Below are 18,588 nucleotides of genomic sequence, written 5' to 3'. Positions count from 1 at the left end.
TTCAATTCTCTTTTCTGCCAGTAAGGCTGCTCAGGATTTTGGCTGCTTTCTTTACCAGCTGCTTGAGAGGGTCTGGGCACCCGTCACGAAGTTCTTCATCTGAGAGTTCAGCTATTGCCTTCAAATGCGATCCCGGCTTACTGCGCTTCTTGAAAAGCTTGTCGTACGTGACGAGTTCATTGATGGATGGCCGATCGTCCGCTGGAGCTTTCTCGTCATAGTCGTCAAGCCCATTTCCCTTCCCAAATACCGAGGCTTCAAGCTTATCTTCATCATCGGGCTCGTCGGCGTCTGCGACACCGTAAGCATCTGGGAAAGCGCGGATCATCATCATATCGAGATCAAGAGGATATGAGAACAATATGCCTTGCTTAGCCAACCAACGACGCCATAGTCGAATGCCTTTTTGTCCACGGCTTCGCCAATAGGCCATCTGCTCCGGATTTCCGCGAATATTTCGCGGCGGGGGGAGATCCCAAATCGCCATAAGTTGATCATAGGCGTACTTCAGGCGGAGTGGGCCCGCGCCATGCCGCCCGAGATCGAAATCCAAAAGCGTTAGAACAGGGATATCCAAATCATCGAGCAGTCGCCAGAAGTGGTTGACGTGACGACCGCCGAGAGGGGCAAATGCAACGAATGAAGGGTCGAGATCGACGCCCAGCGCCTTTGCAATTCGCGGAACAATAATCTCCTCACTGTCTCCTTCTCCTAAGATAACAAGACTTGCAAAATAGAGTTCCGGCTGCGCGAGGACTGCCTGACGCACATACTTTTCAGCCTCGTCGTCATCATCAGGAAGTCGGAGGGCGTTCACTTTTGTTGTTAATGAGGTCGGATCAAGGCGGAAATGTCGAACCGACTCAGGACCGATGCGGCGCATCACGCTCGGCGCATGACTCGTAATAAGGCCCATAGCCTGATGACCAGAGCACAATTCAGTAAGAAGGTTGACTAGACGCGAAAGATAAAACGGCGCCAAGTGATTCTCAGGCTCTTCCACAGCGTAGATGATAAGTGCTGGAGGCGAGACATCAAGCGCAGTGAAGCCCTCCGGCGGTGGCGATTTAGCAAGCTCTGCTTCAAGTTGAGCGAGCGTTGCGGCCAACGCTAGAAAAAAGAGCGATGTGAGACCCTCGCTGAGTTCTTCAAGACCACGCTCTCGTCCATCCGGCATTGGTGAAAGTCGTGCTGTCAAGCTGCGCAGAAGCTGCGAAAACTCCTGCGAAATCACTACGAAACGTGGTGTTTTTAAATGGGCGGAACTATGCAATAAGCCCCAATTCGCTGCTAGTCGTTCGGTAACCCATTTCAAAGCGGGAAGGTCATCGACTGTTTCTTGGAGCGTTTCGCTGATTTCCTGAATGTCACTCTCGGTGTCATTGCCGAAATCACCACTGCGTTCAATACGCCGGAGAAGCTGGCGTAGAGCATGCCGAGTTACGGCAGCCCCGTCCCGAGTGGCAGGAACGTAGACGAGTTGAATTCTGTTGCGGTCCGAACTGCTGACGCGTTGCTTATCCAAGCCGGCGCCGCCATCCTCGCCAAATGCGACCTCGCCAAGTGTCAGAACCCAGTAGAGAGCGGCGTCGATCTCATCGACAAAGCTTTCACCTCGCTTCCAAAGCGCCTCCAATCGCATCCGAGCTTTAGGGGGCTGACCTGTGGCAGCTGCGGTCATTACCCGGAACACATCTGGGATCGTATTGAGAGCTTCTGCCCCTCCGGTCGCCAATTCTGGAAACGCGAACACCACGTCTATGATGATCTCGCGGCTATCAACATCTTCAGCCGTTTCATTCGGTCCGAAATGTACATCCGCTCGGCTTAGGGTACGCTCGTCTCGGGTCACTCCAAAGACCCGCCGTAGCGCCTCGATAAATGCACTCTTGCCAGCACCATTTGCGCCGATCAGAGCGGTCAGGTCTCTACCCAACGAAACTTCGACGGGGGTTGGTCCAAAGCAGCGGAAATTTTGAAGCTTTACAGATTCAATATGCATCGTGCCATTCGCGCATCGGCCGGAAATAGCTCGGATCAACTATTGCGCATCCTTCCAAGACGTTCAATCATAGGCTGCATGACGCTTATCAAAATCGGGGATCGTCCCCCATATTGGTGCTCGTTTACGCGATATGATATAGGAAGAATTTGAAAAGGCCGGATAAGCGCGAGATAGGGTGGCCGACCGATTCGGACTGGATCGTGCCTTCCTGCAAAGAAGCTAACCCCACCGATTACTATGAGCAGGGTGATATATTGCATTGCCGCACGAACTTGGCCGCGAACGTGATAGAGCAGACGTAACCCTTCGATCACGCCGAGTGCGCGCTCCAAACTATCAGGTATTCATTAGAAAGCCGTAGGTTAGCCGTGGACGTAACCTGCCATCCATGCGCGACGCATCAACTGCGGATTACGCTCCGCTAATCCGCCCTACTCTGTCCCCCCTCACCGAAACGCCGACACCACGATCGCCCCGACGATCGCCACCGTCAGCGTGTACTTCGCCGTGTAGTACACCGTCCTGTTCCACGCCTTCACCTTGCGCGTGGCCAAGTGAAACTCGTACAGCTTGCCGAACACCTTGTTCAGCACGCCGACATGCTCGCCCTCGACGTTCTGCGTCGCCGAGGCCTTGACGATGTGGTGGCTGACCCAGCGGTTGATGGCGGCGATGAAGCCGAGCTTCATCGGGCGCTCGACGTCGCAGAACAGGATGATGCGGTTGATTTCGGTTAAGTTCTCGGCGCTGTGGATGAAGGTCTCGTCGAACATGAAGGCCTCGCCGTCGCGCCAGACGCAGGGCACGCCGTCGACCAGGATGCGACACTTGTCGGAGTTCGGCGTGACGAGCCCTAAGTGATAGCGCAGCGAGCCGGCGAAGGGATCGCGGTGGGCGCCGAGCTTGCCGCCGGGCGGTAGCATCGCGAACATCGCGCCGTGCACGCTCGGGATCGCATTCAAAAGCTCCACCGTCTTCGGGCACAGCGTGCGCGCCGACGGCAGGAAGTCGTCGTACCATTTCAGATAGAAGCGCTTCCAGCCGCTCTTGAAGAACGAGTAGAAGCCCCAGTCGTTGTTGGCGGCGGCGGCGCGGATGAAGCCCTCGTCGAACAGCCGTACCGCCTCCTCGCGGATCTCCTGCCAATTGTCGGTGAGCGTCTTCAGCTCGGGAAACTGCTCGACCGGGATCACCGGCGTGTTGGGCACGGCCGAGCCGGCATACATCAGCACGTTGTAGGGGGCGAGATAGGTCGAGTGGTCGCCGAGCTGGCGGGCAAAGCGCAGCCGCTGCTTGCCGCGGAAATGGACGTAGAGGGTGGCCCCGATCAGGATGTAGAGGCCGATGAGCTGTGGCGCGAAGAGCTGTCTGAGCATGTCCGGGACCCATGATCCGGCCGCTCAGAGCGCGTTGCGCAGAACCGTGTCGCCTTCTGGGCGAGGATTCAGATGGTGCTCTGATGCCGGCCAAGCGCCTCAATTTAGCCGCAAGCGCGGCCGGCCGCATCCCTTCGCACATGGGTTGTGAACGGGAATCGGGGTTGAAAGTTCTGCGGCGTGACCCGGCTGCAACAGTCGCCGGCCCCGGCTGCAATCATGCTAAGCCCGCGTCAGCTCCTGCAGGCCCTTGAAGGTCAGCCGCTTGGGGTCCCGGACGCCGGCGAGATACATGCGGCGGATGAAGACGGCCACCGCGTCGCGGTCGCAGCCGGTGAGGACGACGATGGCATCCACCGCGGTCTTCTGGGCCTCCATGGGACTGGTCCTCCTGGCAATGCACCCGGCAACGCAAGCTTTCACGATGCCGATTAACATCGCGTTAACCGTGCGGACGGCCTCCAGTTCCCATGCCGCGATTTCCGCCTTCGCTCCATACGCGAAACCGCGCAGGCCGGAGCGGCCGCCGTCGAACGCCGCAGGAGCGCCGCCGTCACACCAGGAAGAAGTCCTCGGGCGCTCCGATCAGGCGGTCATCGCCGTGGACCAAGAGCTTCCGCCGCATCGGGCGCGCCGGCGGCGTGATCACCCGCCGTTCGAGCTCGTTGGCGCCGGCCAACTGGTCGACGAAGCGGACGGCGAAGCCACTGGGGAAATGCCTGATGACGCGGCCGATGCAACTGCCGACCGCCAGCGGCGTGCCGATCTCCGGCTGGATCTCCGCCGAGACCGCCGCGCCCGACATCGAGGCATCGATCACGAAGCACGGGATGCAACGGCCGTCGGCGAGCGTCAGCGCCGAATGCGGCGAGTTCGGCACGAAGCGCGCATCGCGGCGGGAGTCGCGGATCGACGGATCCTTCTGCTTCTTCTCCAGCCAGACCAGCTTCTCGGCGAGCTTGGCGCGCTCGGCGCGCGTCATCTCCAGCTCGAGCAGAAAGCCGCCATGCACGGTGTCGCTGATCTCGCCTTCGAACTTGCCGAAGTCGCGGAAATACGAGGTCAGACGATCGCCGACCTTGCCGACCACGGGCACCTCGAGCAGCGCGCGAAACGGCGACACCCGCGTGGTGCGGCAGGCGAAGGATCGCAGCCGTCCTTCCGGGGAATACCAGTTCGAAAGCGTGTAGGACCCGACCGTCTGAATCCTGACCGCGCGCTGCTTCAGGAATCGAGCAACCGACATTGCACGTCTCCCCTCGAACCCATGATGTCCCCGATGGCCCGGCCCCCGCCGAGGCACGATGTGCTTGTTACAATTTCTGCGTGCATTTTCGGTCGAACTAACTCGAAATGGGCAAAGCCGCCATGCCCCGGACCGTGCGCGCAAATTCTTGAGGAAATCTGAATCCGAAACGGAAATCCCGCTCAACGGAATCGTATGTCCAACCCGTTTCCGCTTTCTGAAAATGCCGGCCCGTCAGATTACGGTGGGGCGCGGCACGTGTTCGTTCCAGGCACGAACGGCTGATCGCATCAGCCGCGGCGCGATCGCGTCACGACGCACACCGTCTCACGATGAGAGTGCGTTCGCGTTCAACGTGATTAGTCAATGATTCATCCTAACGGGCGACCAACGAGGCGCGGTTGCAACTCACAATTTCATTCAATCGAGTGAGCAACTATCAGCGCGCGCAACCGCGCCGCCAGCAAACAGCTAACACGTTCGCGTCGTTTCGCTATTTGCTCGCTAACAACCTGTTCACCACTTGCGCAATCGGTCCGCACGGCAGCCGCTGCCGCCTATGCTGTTCAATTTCGCATATACTATTGCCGCTTAGTCGTAAGTGAGGGGGACGGCTGTCAGTCGGCTCGCGCGTCGCCCCAGGCGTATGAGTAAGCAAAGTAGTCACGCGTATGATGACCGCACGCATCGTGGTGTTAACCATCGCTCTCGGCGCGGGCGGCGTTGCGGCCTATCTGGTCAGCAATTCCGACGGCCAGCGGCAGACGCCGGCGGCGCCGGTCGTGCAATTGCCGACGGTCGAGGTGCTGGTCGCCAAGAACGACATCGGGCTCGGTCAGGCGATCAAGCCCGGCGACCTGATCTGGCAGACCTGGCCCGAGGCCGCGAGCAACATCTTCATCCGGCGCGGCGACCGTCCCGAGGCGGCCAATCAGCTGGTCGGCACCATCGCCCGCTCGCCGTTCGTGATCGGCGAGCCGATCCGCGAGCAGAAGCTGGTGAAGGCGGACGGCTCCGGCTTCATGGCGGCGATCCTGCCTGCAGGCATGCGCGCGATCTCCACCGAGATCTCGCCCGAGACCGGCGCCGGCGGCTTCATCCTGCCGAACGACCGCGTCGACGTCATCCTGTCGAAGCGCGACAAGAATCCGGACAAGCCCGGTGCCGCCGACTTCGTCAGCTCCGAGATCATTCTCTCCAACGTCCGCGTGCTCGCGATCGACCAGGCGCCGAAGGAGAAGGAAGGCCAGAACACCGTCGTCGGCAAGACGGTGACGCTCGAGCTCAAGCCCGAGCAGGCCGAGACCCTGGCGCGCGCGCGACAGGCCGGCTCGCTGGCGCTGGCGCTGCGCAGCATCGCCGACGTGAACGCCGCCGACGGCAACAAGACCGAGATGCAGCAACAGCAGCAGATGGCGCGACGGGGCAGCGCCATCGAGATCATTCGCTATGGGATCACGAGCTCGCTCACGGCGCAGAAGTGACCGAAAGGACGAGGAAGATGATGGGTGGGCATCAACGCGCAAAATTCGGGACGTGGGTCGTCCGCGCGCTATCGACATCGGCCGTGATCGGCCTCGCGCTCAATCCGGCGCTGAAGCCGGTGAAGGCGGCTGACGACAGGCTGGAGACGCCTGTGGTGTCGGTCGGGTCGTCGAAGGTTCGCTTCCTCTCGCTCGGCATCGGCAAGTCCGTGGTCGTCGACTTCCCGCAGGACGTCAAGGACGTGCTGGTCGCCGATCCCAAGGTCGCCAACGCCGTCGTCCGTTCGGCCCGGCGCGCCTACATCATCGGCGCGGCGGTCGGCCAGACCAACGTCGTGTTCTTCGACGGCGAGGGACAGCAGGTCGCGGCCTATGACATCGCGATCAAGCGCGATCTCAACGGCGTGCGCCAGGCGCTGAGCCAGAGCATTCCCGGCGTCAAGATCGACGGCGTCGGCGAGGGCGTGATCCTGACCGGCTCGGTGTCGAGCCCGGTCGAGGCGCAGCAAGCCAGCGAGATCGCCGCTCGCCTCGTCGGCGGTGCCGACAAGGTGGTCAACTCGATCGTCGTGCGCGGCCGCGACCAGGTGATGCTGAAGGTCAACGTGTCGGAGGTCCGGCGCGAGATCGTCAAGCAGCTCGGCATCGATCTCAGCGCCAGCATGACCTACGGCACCGCGGTCGTGAACTTCAACAACACCAACCCGTTCACCGCCTATGGCAGGTCGCTGGTCGGCACCAACGGCCTCTCCGCCACCGGCGGCGGCTTGTCGTCGGTCTCGGCGACGATGCGCGCGATGGAGACGGCGGGCGTGACCAAGACGCTGGCCGAGCCCAATCTGACCGCGATCTCCGGCGAATCCGCGACCTTCATCGCGGGCGGCGAATTCCCGATTCCCGGCGGCTATTCCTGCGATCCCACCACGCGGGTCTGCAGCACCTCGATCACCTACAAGAAGTTCGGCATCTCGCTCAACTTCACGCCGGTCGTGCTCAGCGAAGGACGCATCAGCCTGCGGGTGATGACGGAGGTGTCGGAGCTGTCGAACGACAATGCGATCACGGTGTCGTATGCGCTGACCTCGGCCTCGACCTCGTCGGTGACGATCCCCGCGATCCGCACCCGCCGCGCCGAGACCACGGTCGAGATCCCCTCCGGCGGCTCGATGGCGATGGCCGGCCTGATCCAGAACCAGACCAAGCAGGCGATCAACGGCCTGCCCGGGCTCAACCAGCTGCCGGTGCTCGGCCAGCTGTTCCGCAGCCAGGACTACGTCAACAACGAGACCGAGCTGATGGTGCTGGTGACGCCCTATGTCGTGCGCGCCGTGGCGCAGAAGGAGCTGTCGCGTCCGGACGACGGCTTCGCGCCGGCCACCGACTCGGAGTCGGCGCTGCTCGGCCGCATGAACCGGCTGTACGGCATCGCCGCCAGGGTCGACGCGGCCACGGGGCAGCCGGCCGGCTTCGGCTTCATCATCGACTGAGATTGCGGGACGACGGGGCACGGGGGAACGATCATGTCGGCAACATCCACACCAGGCGGCGGACGCACGCTGCGCCGGATCGGCGCCATCGCGGGGCTGGCGCTCACGCTCGGCGCCTGCAACACCACCACCGGCGAGGTCGTCGCGACGATCCCGGACGACTACAAGATCCGCCATCCGATCGCGATCGAGGAAGGCCGGCAGTCGACCGTCGTCTTCATCGGCAACGGCCGCGGCGGCCTGACCTACCAGCAGCGCGTGGACGTCGCGGGGCTCGCGCGCTCATGGCTGCGCGAAGGCACCGGCGGGATCATGGCGGAGGTGCCGGCAGGCACGTCGAATGCGCGCGCCGCGGCCGACGCCTATCGCGAGATCCGCGCCGTGCTGACCGCCGGCGGCGTGCCCTCGCACGCGATCTCGATGCGCAACACCATGCCTGACGATCCGCGGCAGCTCGCCGTCATCCGGCTGAGCTATCCGAAGATCGCCGCCGTCGCCGGTCCCTGCGGGCTGTGGCCCGACGATCTCGGGCCGAATATCAACAATCCCGGCTACAGCAGCAACCAGCACTATCAGAATTTCGGCTGCGCCACGCAGCGCAATCTCGCTGCGATGATCGACAACCCGGCCGATCTCGAGCAGCCGCGCTCGGAGATGGCCGCCTACACGCCGCGCCGCTCCGCGCTGTTCGAGAAGTACCGCAAGGGCGAGTCGACCGCGGTGGCGTATCCGGAGTCAGACAAGGCCAAGCTCAGCGATACAGGCAAATGATCAACGCGTCCCGTCAGAGCCAGGATGAGCAGCCCGGCCCCACCGGCCCGGCCCTCGACGATCACATCGCGCCGGTCCCGCGCGTCTCGGTGCAGGCATTCTGCGAAACCGACCAGACCTCGGCCGCGATCCTCGCGGCGAGCCAGGACCGAAGGCTCGGCAAGGCCCACATCACGATCAAGGCGGGCGGCATGCCGCGCGCCATCGAGACCTATCACTCGCAGCCGACGCCGAACGTCATCTTGATCGAGACCAGGCCCGGCGGCGACATTCTCGGCGGCCTCGACGACCTCGCCAGCGTCTGCGATCCCGGCACCCGCGTGGTGCTGATCGGCAGCCCGTCCGACGGCGTCGCCTATCGCGAGCTGGTCCGGCGCGGCGTCAACGACTATGTAATCGGCCCGGTCGAGACCATCGACGTGATCCGCTCGGTCTGCAGCCTGTTCTCGGCCTCGGAGGCCGTCATCACCGGCCGCATCATCGCCGTGGTCGGCGCCAAGGGCGGCGTCGGCGCCTCCACCGTCGCCCACAACGTCGCCTGGAGCATGGCGCGCGACCTGACGCTGGATTCCGTCGTCATCGATCTCGACATGGCGTTCGGCACCGCGGGACTGGACTACAACCAGGATCCGCTGCAGGGCATCGCCAACGCCGTGTTCCAGCCGGACCGGCCGGATACGGCGCTGATGGAGCGCCTGCTCGCCAAATGCACCGAAAATCTCAACCTGCTCGCTGCCCCCGCGACGCTCGACCGCGTCTATGATTTCGGCGCCGATGCGTTCGACGCGATCTTCGACACCCTGCGCATGACCCAGCAATGCATCGTGCTCGACGTGCCGCACCAATGGTCGGCCTGGACGCGGCATGCGCTGATCAATGCCGACGACATCCTCGTGGTCGCCGAGCCCGATCTGGCGAACCTGCGCAACGCCAAGAATCTCCTGAGCGTGCTCAAGGCCTCGCGCCCGAACGACCGGCCGCCGCTGTATTGCCTGAACCAGGTCGGCATGCCCAAGCGGCCGGAGATCGACCTGAAGCGCTTCGCCAAGACCGTCGAGGCCGAGCCGGTCGCGGTCATCCCGTTCGACTGCAAGCTGTTCGGCACCGCCGCCAACAACGGCCAGATGATCGCGGAGATATCGGGGCTGAGCCGCACGCCAAAACTGTTCCAGGACATCGCGAACCGGCTCACGGGACGGATCGACCACAAGCCGCAGCGCGGATCGCTGCTGGCGCCAATCGCGAAACTGCTCGGCGCGAAATAGCGCCTTAGATCATGATCTCCGCGCAAACGCCTTTGGCGTTTGTCGCGAGGGAAAACCGGTTTCCACTTTTCCGGATCATGCTCTAGTCGTCGGACCGGCTGAGCGCCCGCGCCAGCGCCTTGTCGGGCTCGCCGGCCACCGGACGGTCGCGGCGCGGCGACAGCTCGCGCTGCGCGATCTTGCGGCGCTCCAGGATGCGCTTCACATAGGCGACGCTGGCATTGGCCTGCTCCGGCGGCAGCCCTGAACGCGCGATGCTCTCGGCCTCGCTCATCCGGCCCTGCAGCCCGACGATGACGGCGAGATTGGTCCGGACCCGCGGGCTGGCATCGGGATGTGCGCTGGCCTTGCGCAACTGCTCCTCGGCCTTGGGCAGTTCGTTGGAGAGCGCGTAGGACAGGCCGAGATTGGACAGCACCGAGGGATCGTCAGGGGCGATCTTCAGCGCCGTCATGTAGTATTGCCGGGCCTCCTCGTTGCGCCCCATCTGGTCGAGCGTGGCGCCCTGCGCCGACAGGATGCGCCAGTCGGGATCCTCGGGCGAATGCGCGCGGCTGAGCACGTCGAACGCCTGCTGGAAATTGCCGTTGTCGGCAAGCGCACGGCCGTAGGCCGCCAGCAGCGCCTTGTTGCCGGGGCTGGCGATGCTCGCCTGCTCCAGCACGGCGACGGCCTGCGAGCGCTGGCCGGTGCCGCGCAGGGCGCTGCCATAGCGCAGCGCCACCTCGGGATCGTTGGGATTGGCGCGGAAGCGCTCGCGGAGCTGATCGATCTCGGCGCGCGGGTCGGCGGCGGCCGCGCGGCTCTTTTCGGGATTGCCGCCCAGTGCCCCCGTGACCTCGCTGGTCTGGCAGGCGCCGAGACCGAGCAGCACGGCCGTGAACGACAGCGCGAACGCGGCCGGCCGGAGCAGAGGGAGAGAGCGAAGGGGCCGCGTACGCATGCAACTGAACTACTTCGGGACCAGATGATCTGCACGCTGGCAGATTAACCCTAAGGTCCCGTTAAGCGGGCGCGGCCGGCCCGCCTCAATCGATGAATTCGGCGCCGAACTCGCAGCCGATGCGCCAGGCCAGCCGGCACTTGCGCTGGTGGTCGGGCGCGAAGACGATGGTGAACTGCGGGGGAATCTCGACGAATTCGGCGATCACCTTGACGCCGCCGTCGGAAATATCCGTGACCGTGCAGTCCCGCGGCAGGCTGCCGTTGCCATAGTGAATCTTCGCGATCCTCCTGCACAGCCGACGTTCACTCTTGCGACGGTTCGCCAACATCAACATTTCGACGTCTCACCCACTCAATCGTCCATTCCGGAGACCTCGTTTGTAGCAAGGAAACCTTGGGATCTGACTAGCGCAAAGCCCGGAAATCCGAGGGGCGGATTTGGGTTTCGTTTACCATCGGCGTGCCTCAGCGGACCGGCAGCAGCACGCCGTCGAAATACGCCGACAGTCTCCTGACGCCGTCGAGCGGCAGGACGTCGGCGACATACTGATCGGGCCGCACGATCACGATGCAGCCCGCCGCGCGATCGATGCCGCGCATCGCAAAGATGTCCTGACCGCTCTTCAGATCGGCACAGAACATCTTCTCGTAGTCGATGAGGCCGTAACGCCCCTTCCGCGGCAGCAGCAGCTCCGGCATGTGTTCGAGCGCGAGCTCGCGATGCCCCTGCTGGAACACGGCGCGCAAATCAATCACGGAATCAATGTCGGCGCCCGCCTGGGTGTGACGGCGCACGGGCGAGGCCGAATCCTCGCTGAGGAATTTGCACAGGCGGCGGATGGCGGACTCCGGCGCGGCTGGATCCTCCGCCGCCGCGAACGCAAAGATGCGGAAGCGGCCGTCAGCCTGGACGACATGGCCGAGCTGCACCGGCTTGGCATCGCCGAGCCGGATCACCGGCGCCGAGTGAAAGCGCTTGCCGATGACGAAGCCGGCGGCGAGCGGCTGGAAGGTGTCGTCGCCGGTGAGAACGGAGGGTCGATAGTGCGTGGCGGTGCCCGCCGTGTAGCGGCCGTGGCGCACGAAATAGTCCTGGGTCTTGGCCGCATCGGCGCCGCCCTGCTTGGCGGCGGAGGCAAGAATTCCTGCCCATTCGCGATCGAAATCGATCAGCTCCTGGGCGATGGCCCGCCGCTCCGCCGAATAGCTGTGCAGGAGCTGCGGCGCGCAACGCTTGCCCAGGACGGCGGCGAGCTTCCAGCCGAGATTGAACGTGTCCTGCATCGACACGTTCATGCCCTGCCCCGCCTTCGGGCTGTGGGTGTGGCAGGCGTCGCCGGCGATAAACACGCGCGGCAGCCGCGTTGCGACCTCGGCCTCCGGCACGTCGTCGAACTTGTCGGTGATGCGCTGGCCGATCTCATAGACCGACCACCACGCGACCTCCTTCACTTCGAGCGTATATGGCGCGAGAATGCGCCGTGCCTTGGCGATCACTTCGTCGACGGTGATGTTGCGCCCCGCCACGCGCTCGCCGACCTCGAGCTTGGCAAGCTCGACATACAGCCGGACCAGATAGCCGCCCTCGCGCGGGATCACCAGCAGGCTGCCATCCTTGGCGGACTGGATCAGCGACTTGAAGCGGATGTCGGGAAAATCGGTCACGGCGAGCACGTCCATGACGCCCCAGGCATGATTGGCGGAATCCCCGTGCAGCTCGCGGCCGATCGCCTTGCGCACGACGCTGCGCGCGCCATCACAGCCGACGACGTAGCGCGCGCGCACCGTCTCCACCTGGCCTTCATGCTCCGGATCAATGCGATCGAAGCTGACGGTCACGCCGTGTGCGTCGACGCCTGTGGCCGGATCGATCCGCAGATCACGCAGTCGCCGCGCGTAATGCGGCTCGAGCTTCGCGGCCGACCGGCGCATCACGTCCAGGAAGAAATCGTGGACCCGAGCCTGGTTGAGCACGACATGCGGCATCTCCGACAGGCCGTCCTCGACGTCCTGCACGCGACCGCTGCGCGCGATATGCTTGCTGTCTTGGTCGCTCGGCTTCCAGAACGTGGTCTCGTTGATCCAGCACGCTTCCCTCAGCACTTTCTCGGCAAAACCATAGGCCTGGAACATCTCCATGGTGCGGCAGGCGATGCCGTCGGCCTGGCCGAGCAGCAGCCGGCCCGGCTTCTGCTCGACGATGCAGGTCCTGATGTCCGGAAAAGCGGAAAGCTGGGCAGCGAGGTTCAACCCCGCCGGGCCGCAGCCGACGATGAGGACATCGGCTTCGGGCGGCAGCGGGCTGGTCGCGCCGGCGCTCGCGACACGTTCGGCCGCGTCGAAGATCTCGGGATCGCCCGGCTGGAAGCCGTTGAGATGAAACTGCACGTGACCATCCTCCGCCGTTCCTTATTGATCAGTATGCTGATCATCAGTATGCTTGTCAAGCTGGTAACAGGAGATTCGAATTGACCGAGATGCGGGACATGCCGGGGCACCTGGCACGCCGGTTTCAGCAGATCGCCGTGGCGGTGTTCCTGGCGGAGGTGGAAGCGGCCGGCTTCGACCTCACGCCGGTGCAATACGCAGCGTTGGCGGCGATCGCGGCCAACCCGGCCATCGACCAGATCACGCTCGCCGGCCTGATCGCCTATGACCGCACCACGATCACCGGCGTGATCGACCGGCTCGCACAGAAGGGCCTCGTGCTCCGTCAAGCCAGCACCCGCGACCGGCGCTCGCGCGAACTGCGGATCACCGACGAGGGACGGCGCACCTTGGCGGCGATCACGCCGGCGGTCGAAGCCGCGCAGCGGCTGATGGTGCGTGGGCTCAGCGAGAGCGAGGCCAGCGAGCTGACCCGCCTGCTCCAGAAAGCCATCGCCGCCGGCAACGATCTCAGCCGCGCGCCGCTGCGGGACGGGGCTGCGACGGAGCGGTGAGCGCTGCTCCGCCAGGCGAGGCGAGGCGGACGTTCGCATCGGATAAATTGGAGCTCACACCGTCGCTGTAGCCATCCTTCGAGACGCCCGCCTCCGGCGGACTCCTCAGGATGAGGACTTGTTACGCGGCGAGATCTAAGATCCTCATGGTAAGGAGGCGCGAAGCGCGCCGTCTCGAACCATGAGACCCCGCGAGCGCGGCATCGATAAAACACTCACCCGCACGCCCCCCTGCCCTCACGAATACCGCATCACGCCGTCGTCGACCTTGCCGAAGCGCAGCGAGACGATGTCGAGGGCGTAGTTCTGGTACAGCCGCCACGGCCGCTTCGAGCCTTGCTTGGGCAAATCGGCAATCGAGCGCTGCACATACCCGGAGCTGAAGCTCAGCGACGGCAGCGGCGTAACGCTGGCATCGTCATTGCGCGGCACGCATTGGCGGTAGCCGTGCCGGTCCATGTAGTTGAGCAGCCGGCACACATATTCGCAGGTCAGATCGCATTTCAGCGTCCAGGACGCGTTGGTGTAGCCGAGCGTCGCCGCCAGATTCGGCACGTCGGAATACATCATGCCCTTGTAGTTGAGCGTCTTCGCGAAATCGACGGTGCGGCCATCCACGACGACCTCGATGCCGCCGAGCACCTGCAGCACCAGCCCGGTCGCGGTGACCACGATATCGGCCTCGATTTCGCGGCCGTCGGCGAGGCGCAGGCCGCGCTCGGTGAAGGTCTCGATCCCGGCCGTCACCACCGAGGCGCGCTGCTCGCGAATGGTCTTGAACAGGTCGCCGTCCGGCACCAGGCACAACCGCTGGTCCCACGGGTTGTAGCGCGGCGTGAAATGGGTGGCGACGTCGTAATCGGGACCCAGCGCGGCGCGCACCCCGCCCAGGATCAGCTGCTTGACCCGCTGCGGCTTGCGCCGGCTGAGCTGGAAGAAATACATCCCGAACAGCACGTTGCGCCAGCGGATCAGGTGATAGGCGAGGCCAGGGGGCAGATGCCGGCGCAGCTTGTTGGCGAGCGCGTCCTGCGCCGGGCGCGACACCACATAGGTCGGTGAGCGCTGCAGCATCGTCACATGCGCGGCGGACTTCGCCATCGCCGGCACCAATGTGACCGCGGTCGCGCCGGAGCCGATCACGACGACGCGCTTGCCGGCATAGTCGAGATCCTCAGGCCAGGCCTGCGGATGCACGATGCGGCCCTTGAAATCGGCCATGCCCTTGAAGTCCGGCAGATAGCCCGACTCGTAGCGGTAGTAGCCGGAGCACATGAACAGAAAGCCGCAGGTCATCCGCACGGTCTCGACCGTGCCCTGCTCCGTCCGGCGCTCGGCCTCGACGGTCCAGCGTGCGTCCGCGCTCGACCACGACGCGCGCCGGACCCGATGGTTGAACCGGATGTGGCGATCGATGCCGTTATCGGTCGCGGTGTCCTGGACGTATTTCAGGATCTGCGGCCCGTCGGCGATCGCCTTCGGATCGGTCCACGGCTTGAACGAATAGCCGAGCGTGTACATGTCGCTGTCGGAGCGGATGCCGGGATAGCGGAACAGGTCCCATGTGCCGCCGATCGCGCCCCGCCCCTCCAGGATCGCGAAGCGCTTGCCCGGGCACTTGTGCTGCAGATGATAGGCGGCGGCGATGCCGGACAGCCCGGCGCCGACGATCAGCACGTCGACATGCTCTGTTGACATGAGGTGTTCCTGGCGTTTCCTGGTGCGGCTTTCTTGCTCTGGCTGCGGACAGTCGCAACCCGGCTCGTCGCTGTCAAATCGCCGGCGCATTCGTCGTCGGTCAACCCTCCTTCGCTATCAGCGGGAAACACCCTCGATACGGATCTGGTGATGAACGCTCCCCACCCGCGCGACGACAGGCCCGGCGACAGCGACAGCCGGGACGGCAGTGGCGCGCCGTCGCAGCGCATCGCCCTGGGCTTTTCGCTGTTCGCAATCGGGCTCGCAGCCTGGTCGCTCTTCCCGAGCTTTCCGGCCGGCCAGCTGATCGCGGTCGTCACCGTCATCCCGCTGCTGGCGCTCGTCCTCACCTTGCGCTTTCCCGGCCGGTTCCGCATCGGCCTCGGCTCCGGCTACGGCGCCAATCTCGGCACCGGTTGCATCGTGGCGGCCGGCACGCTCGCCGCGCGCACGCTGTCGGACATCAACCTCGTCGACTGGCTGCCGCTGACGGCCTTCGCGACCGCGGTCGCGATCATTTTCCTCATCGTCGCCGCGCGGTTCGAAACCCAGTTCCGCCGCCGCGGCTGGCGACTGCTGCTCGCCGCTCTCTTCGTCGCCGCCTATGCGTTCGGGGCGCTTGGCCAGTTCAACACCGCGCTCGACCGCTCGGCGCCGGCGCTGCTGCGCAGCCGTGTGCTCGCCAAGCATCTCGGCCATAGCCGGCTCGCCACGCATCAGGTGACGCTCGAGCCGTGGGGCCCGTTCGCGAGAACCACCGATGCACATGTTGCGCAGGCGCTGTACGAAAGGTTGCAGCCGGGCGACACCGTGTGCCTGCGCCTGGGCGATGGCGCGTTTCGCATGGCGTGGTTCACGGTGGCGGCATGCCGCTGAGACCCGGCGCTGCGGCCGAGACAGGAACGGCCATTTGCACAGCGCCGCGATGCTGCGTATCGTCGTAGCTTCGTGGCCCGCATGAGCGCAGCCATATGCGGGGCCTCACTCGCCGTCTCGATGAACCCGGATGTCGCTCCGCTCATCCGGGCTATGCGATTGCGAGCCGTTCTGCATGACCGACTTCCTGCCCCGCCCTTTCGCTGTCGATCGTCCCGACGTGCTGGATCTCGACATCACCGCGCTCGACGCGCGCCCCGGCGCGGTGCTGGTGGCGCGCTCGCCGTTCTATCCCGGCGGCGGCGGCCAGTTGCCGGACCGCGGCACGATCGCGTGGAACGGGATCGTCCGCGTCGTCACCGGGTTCGAGCCGACCGCCGACGGCATCTGGCACCTGATCGGTGATGACGCCATCCCGGACGGGGCGATCGAGCTGCGCGTCGATCCGGCGTTCCGGCAGCGCATGAGCGAGCAGCACACGGTGGCGCATCTCGTCAACAGCGCCGTCTACACGCTGTTCGACGGCGCGCTGCTGACCGGCGTCCGCATGACCGAGACCGACGAGTTCAGTGTCGATTTCGATCTGCCCAAGGTGGCGCCGGAGCAGCTGCGCGCGGTGGAGGATGCGGTCAACGCCGCGATCGCCGACGACCGCCCGGTCCGCGCCTTCGACATGGGCTACGACGAGGCGCAGGCGACCGCTGGCCTGTTCCGCGCCAAATCCGTCGCCCCGCCACGCCAGGCCGACGGCCTGATCCGCATCGTCGACATCGACGGCCTCGACCGCCAAGCCTGCGGCGGCACGCATCTGGTCTCGACGGCGCAGGCCCGGCCCATCCGCATCGTGAAAGTGGACAACAAGGGCCGGCAGAATCGGCGCTTCAGGATCGGAATGCACAGCGCTTAGGAGCGACTTGCAGCGGCTCACGACGCGTAGCCCGGATGAGCGAAGCGACATCCGGGGTCTCACGCAGTGTGCCGGTGAACCCGGATGTCGCTTCGCTCATCCGGGCTACGAGCACGTTGACGATCGCTCTGTTTATTGCGAGCGGCATCACGTCCGATGCGCGATCACGTCGAATCCTTCCTCCGGGGTCGGCGCCACGAAGTAGGAGGTGAACAGGTCGAACTCCTCGTCGGTCACGGTGAAGGCGTGGCGGCCTTCTGCGTTGCGCGCGCGCAGCCGCGCCTTGCAGACCTCGTCGGGGACGTCGAGGTGATGCAATTGGTGCGGCACGCCGGCGGCTTCGAACAGACTGCGCATCCAGGCGCGGCTCGCCGGCGTGTTGGCGGGGAAGTCGAGCACGACCGAAACGCCGGCTCGCAACAGCGCGACGACGTGCGGCCCCATCACGCTGCGCAGCCGAGACGAATTGCGCACGTAGTCGGCCAGGGTGCTCTGCTCGCCGGGATAGAGCCGCGCCAGCCACTCATCCTCGGCAATCACAATGGTGCCTGAGCGCCGGCCGAGCGCGGCAGTGAGCGTCGATTTGCCGGCAGCGATCTTGCCGCACACGAGGTGCAGCGTCGGTTGGTTGGGAGACACGGATACAGACCTCGCATACGGCGCCTCTTCGGGCGCCAAGAGCATTCACAGGCAATTCTCGCAGGCGGAAGCGCCCGGCCCGACGGATCAGGCCGGGTCGGTAATTCGGCTGCTGACGGCAGCGCCTGCGATGCGAATGCGGAAGGTCATGAGGCTATATTTGACAGATGTCGCTGACGGCGTCCAGGCCCGGCCGTCATCCGTCGCGAGACCCCGCCGCGATTGAGTTCGACTCGCAAGAATGGCCCGCGCGCGTTTCAGTCGCGCCGGCCGCTCGCGAATGAGTTGAAGTCACTTCACTGTGGCCGAATTGATCCACTGCGACGGGAGTCGAGCCGGCCGCGTGTCGTCCATTGCCAACCGGATGTCCGCTCCTGTAGGTAGTTGCGAGGGACGGGGGCGTCAGTCGGTGGCTCGTCAGGGGCGTCAACTACAAGGCATCGCATCAGGACGACGTGAGGCGCGCATGCGCTCAGCGCGGCGCCGCGCAGCGCTGTCGCGGCTCGGCGGCGCTCTCGTCTGGTTCGCGGCATGGGCCCTGATCTTCCAGTCCGTGCTGGCGCTCTCCGCGATGAGCGCTGCGGTTGCGGCTCCCGACACCGCCATCATCTGTCAGAGCTCCACCGACGGTCCGCCGTCGGACGATATCGGCACTGCGGCCAAGCAATGCGCGAGCTGTCCGTTCTGTGCGCTCGGGCGCGGCGTCACCGTCCCGCACGTACCCGCCGTGGCGCGGCCGATGCCGGTGGTCGTGGCGATCCTGATCGAGCGGATCGACGTCGTTGCGGCGCTCCGGCCCGCGCTCGAACTGCCGGTCGCTCGCGGACCACCGGCGGCCGTCTAGGCCGATCACTCCAGACATCTCATCCCGTCACGATGCGGCCGGTCTCGTCCGCGCGCGCTGTGGGCTGCCGTCCGGCGGTCGCCGCAGCCGTGCCCGCAGCCGC

Annotated in this window: 17 protein-coding genes; 8 read left to right on the top strand and 9 right to left on the bottom strand. The window is 64.8% G+C overall.

Going from position 1 to position 18,588, the window contains the following annotated elements; translation table 11 throughout:
* Position 1: 1 nt before the first annotated feature.
* The 4 genes from QX051_RS18365 to QX051_RS18350 all read right to left on the bottom strand — a co-directional run bounded on the left by QX051_RS18365 (position 2) and on the right by QX051_RS18350 (position 4,627).
* The gene (locus QX051_RS18365) at positions 2-2,002 is read right to left on the bottom strand and encodes an ATP-dependent nuclease (RefSeq protein ID WP_315777094.1); all 2,001 of its coding nucleotides are present in this window, start codon (positions 2,000-2,002) and stop codon (positions 2-4) included.
* Positions 2,003-2,451: 449 nt separating this feature from the next.
* Positions 2,452-3,381 (bottom strand): aspartyl/asparaginyl beta-hydroxylase domain-containing protein, encoded by a 930-nt coding sequence (locus QX051_RS18360; RefSeq protein ID WP_315777093.1) that lies wholly within the window; start codon positions 3,379-3,381, stop codon positions 2,452-2,454.
* A 222-nt stretch (positions 3,382-3,603) separates the two neighbouring features.
* Positions 3,604-3,759 (bottom strand): hypothetical protein, encoded by a 156-nt coding sequence (locus tag QX051_RS18355; protein ID WP_315738952.1) that lies wholly within the window; start codon positions 3,757-3,759, stop codon positions 3,604-3,606.
* Between the two features lie 175 nt (positions 3,760-3,934).
* Complete coding sequence (locus QX051_RS18350) at positions 3,935-4,627, bottom strand: PilZ domain-containing protein (RefSeq protein WP_315777092.1); 693 nt, start codon at positions 4,625-4,627, stop codon at positions 3,935-3,937.
* A gap of 671 nt (positions 4,628-5,298) precedes the next feature.
* Between QX051_RS18350 and cpaB the strand changes: the two genes are divergently transcribed.
* The 4 genes from cpaB to QX051_RS18330 are packed head-to-tail and all read left to right on the top strand — an operon-like array spanning position 5,299 to position 9,634.
* Positions 5,299-6,111 carry a Flp pilus assembly protein CpaB gene (cpaB, locus tag QX051_RS18345; protein ID WP_315777091.1) on the top strand — a complete coding sequence of 271 codons (813 nt, stop codon included), beginning with the start codon at positions 5,299-5,301 and terminating at the stop codon, positions 6,109-6,111.
* Between the two features lie 17 nt (positions 6,112-6,128).
* Positions 6,129-7,598: a type II and III secretion system protein family protein gene (locus QX051_RS18340; protein ID WP_315777090.1), complete on the top strand. Its 1,470-nt coding sequence runs from the start codon at positions 6,129-6,131 to the stop codon at positions 7,596-7,598.
* 33 nt (positions 7,599-7,631) lie between these two features.
* A complete protein-coding gene (locus QX051_RS18335) occupies positions 7,632-8,369 on the top strand; it encodes a CpaD family pilus assembly protein (protein WP_315777089.1) in 738 nt (245 codons plus the stop codon).
* Positions 8,366-9,634 (top strand): CpaE family protein, encoded by a 1,269-nt coding sequence (locus QX051_RS18330; protein WP_315777088.1) that lies wholly within the window; start codon positions 8,366-8,368, stop codon positions 9,632-9,634. Before QX051_RS18335 ends, QX051_RS18330 begins: the two co-directional genes overlap by 4 nt.
* Before the next feature lie 82 nt (positions 9,635-9,716).
* On the opposite strand, the gene QX051_RS18325 is transcribed toward QX051_RS18330, so the two are convergent.
* From QX051_RS18325 to QX051_RS18315, 3 genes are all read right to left on the bottom strand, one after another.
* Positions 9,717-10,577, bottom strand: coding sequence for a tetratricopeptide repeat protein (locus QX051_RS18325; RefSeq protein WP_315777087.1), 861 nt, complete (start codon positions 10,575-10,577; stop codon positions 9,717-9,719).
* 85 nt (positions 10,578-10,662) lie between these two features.
* Complete coding sequence (locus QX051_RS18320; protein WP_315712872.1) at positions 10,663-10,908, bottom strand: PilZ domain-containing protein; 246 nt, start codon at positions 10,906-10,908, stop codon at positions 10,663-10,665.
* A 136-nt stretch (positions 10,909-11,044) separates the two neighbouring features.
* Positions 11,045-12,967, bottom strand: a complete 1,923-nt coding sequence (locus QX051_RS18315; RefSeq protein WP_315777086.1) for an FAD-binding monooxygenase — start codon at positions 12,965-12,967, stop codon at positions 11,045-11,047.
* A 98-nt stretch (positions 12,968-13,065) separates the two neighbouring features.
* On the opposite strand from QX051_RS18315, the gene QX051_RS18310 reads away from it, so the two are divergent.
* Positions 13,066-13,521, top strand: a complete 456-nt coding sequence (locus QX051_RS18310; RefSeq protein WP_315771708.1) for a MarR family winged helix-turn-helix transcriptional regulator — start codon at positions 13,066-13,068, stop codon at positions 13,519-13,521.
* Positions 13,522-13,758: 237 nt separating this feature from the next.
* Here QX051_RS18310 and QX051_RS18305 read toward each other — a convergent pair whose 3' ends face one another.
* Complete coding sequence (locus QX051_RS18305; RefSeq protein WP_409998111.1) at positions 13,759-15,309, bottom strand: flavin-containing monooxygenase; 1,551 nt, start codon at positions 15,307-15,309, stop codon at positions 13,759-13,761.
* 60 nt (positions 15,310-15,369) lie between these two features.
* Here QX051_RS18305 and QX051_RS18300 point away from each other — a divergent pair, with 60 nt between their 5' ends.
* On the top strand, positions 15,370-16,095 hold the full coding sequence (locus QX051_RS18300; RefSeq protein WP_315777085.1) for a hypothetical protein: 726 nt from the start codon (positions 15,370-15,372) through the stop codon (positions 16,093-16,095).
* A 175-nt stretch (positions 16,096-16,270) separates the two neighbouring features.
* Positions 16,271-17,002, top strand: a complete 732-nt coding sequence (locus QX051_RS18295; RefSeq protein WP_315777084.1) for an alanyl-tRNA editing protein — start codon at positions 16,271-16,273, stop codon at positions 17,000-17,002.
* A 147-nt stretch (positions 17,003-17,149) separates the two neighbouring features.
* Here QX051_RS18295 and QX051_RS18290 read toward each other — a convergent pair whose 3' ends face one another.
* A complete protein-coding gene (locus tag QX051_RS18290) occupies positions 17,150-17,641 on the bottom strand; it encodes an ATP-binding protein (RefSeq protein WP_315771462.1) in 492 nt (163 codons plus the stop codon).
* 466 nt (positions 17,642-18,107) lie between these two features.
* On the opposite strand from QX051_RS18290, the gene QX051_RS18285 reads away from it, so the two are divergent.
* Positions 18,108-18,485: a hypothetical protein gene (locus QX051_RS18285; protein WP_315771464.1), complete on the top strand. Its 378-nt coding sequence runs from the start codon at positions 18,108-18,110 to the stop codon at positions 18,483-18,485.
* The last annotated feature ends 103 nt before the right edge of the window (positions 18,486-18,588 follow it).

Origin of the sequence: Bradyrhizobium sp. SZCCHNR1053 (genome assembly GCF_032381235.1) — a bacterium.
Classification (GTDB): Bacteria; Pseudomonadota; Alphaproteobacteria; order Rhizobiales; family Xanthobacteraceae; genus Bradyrhizobium.
Note: the sequence above shows the minus strand (reverse complement) of the source record. Positions and strands in the feature narration are given on the sequence as shown.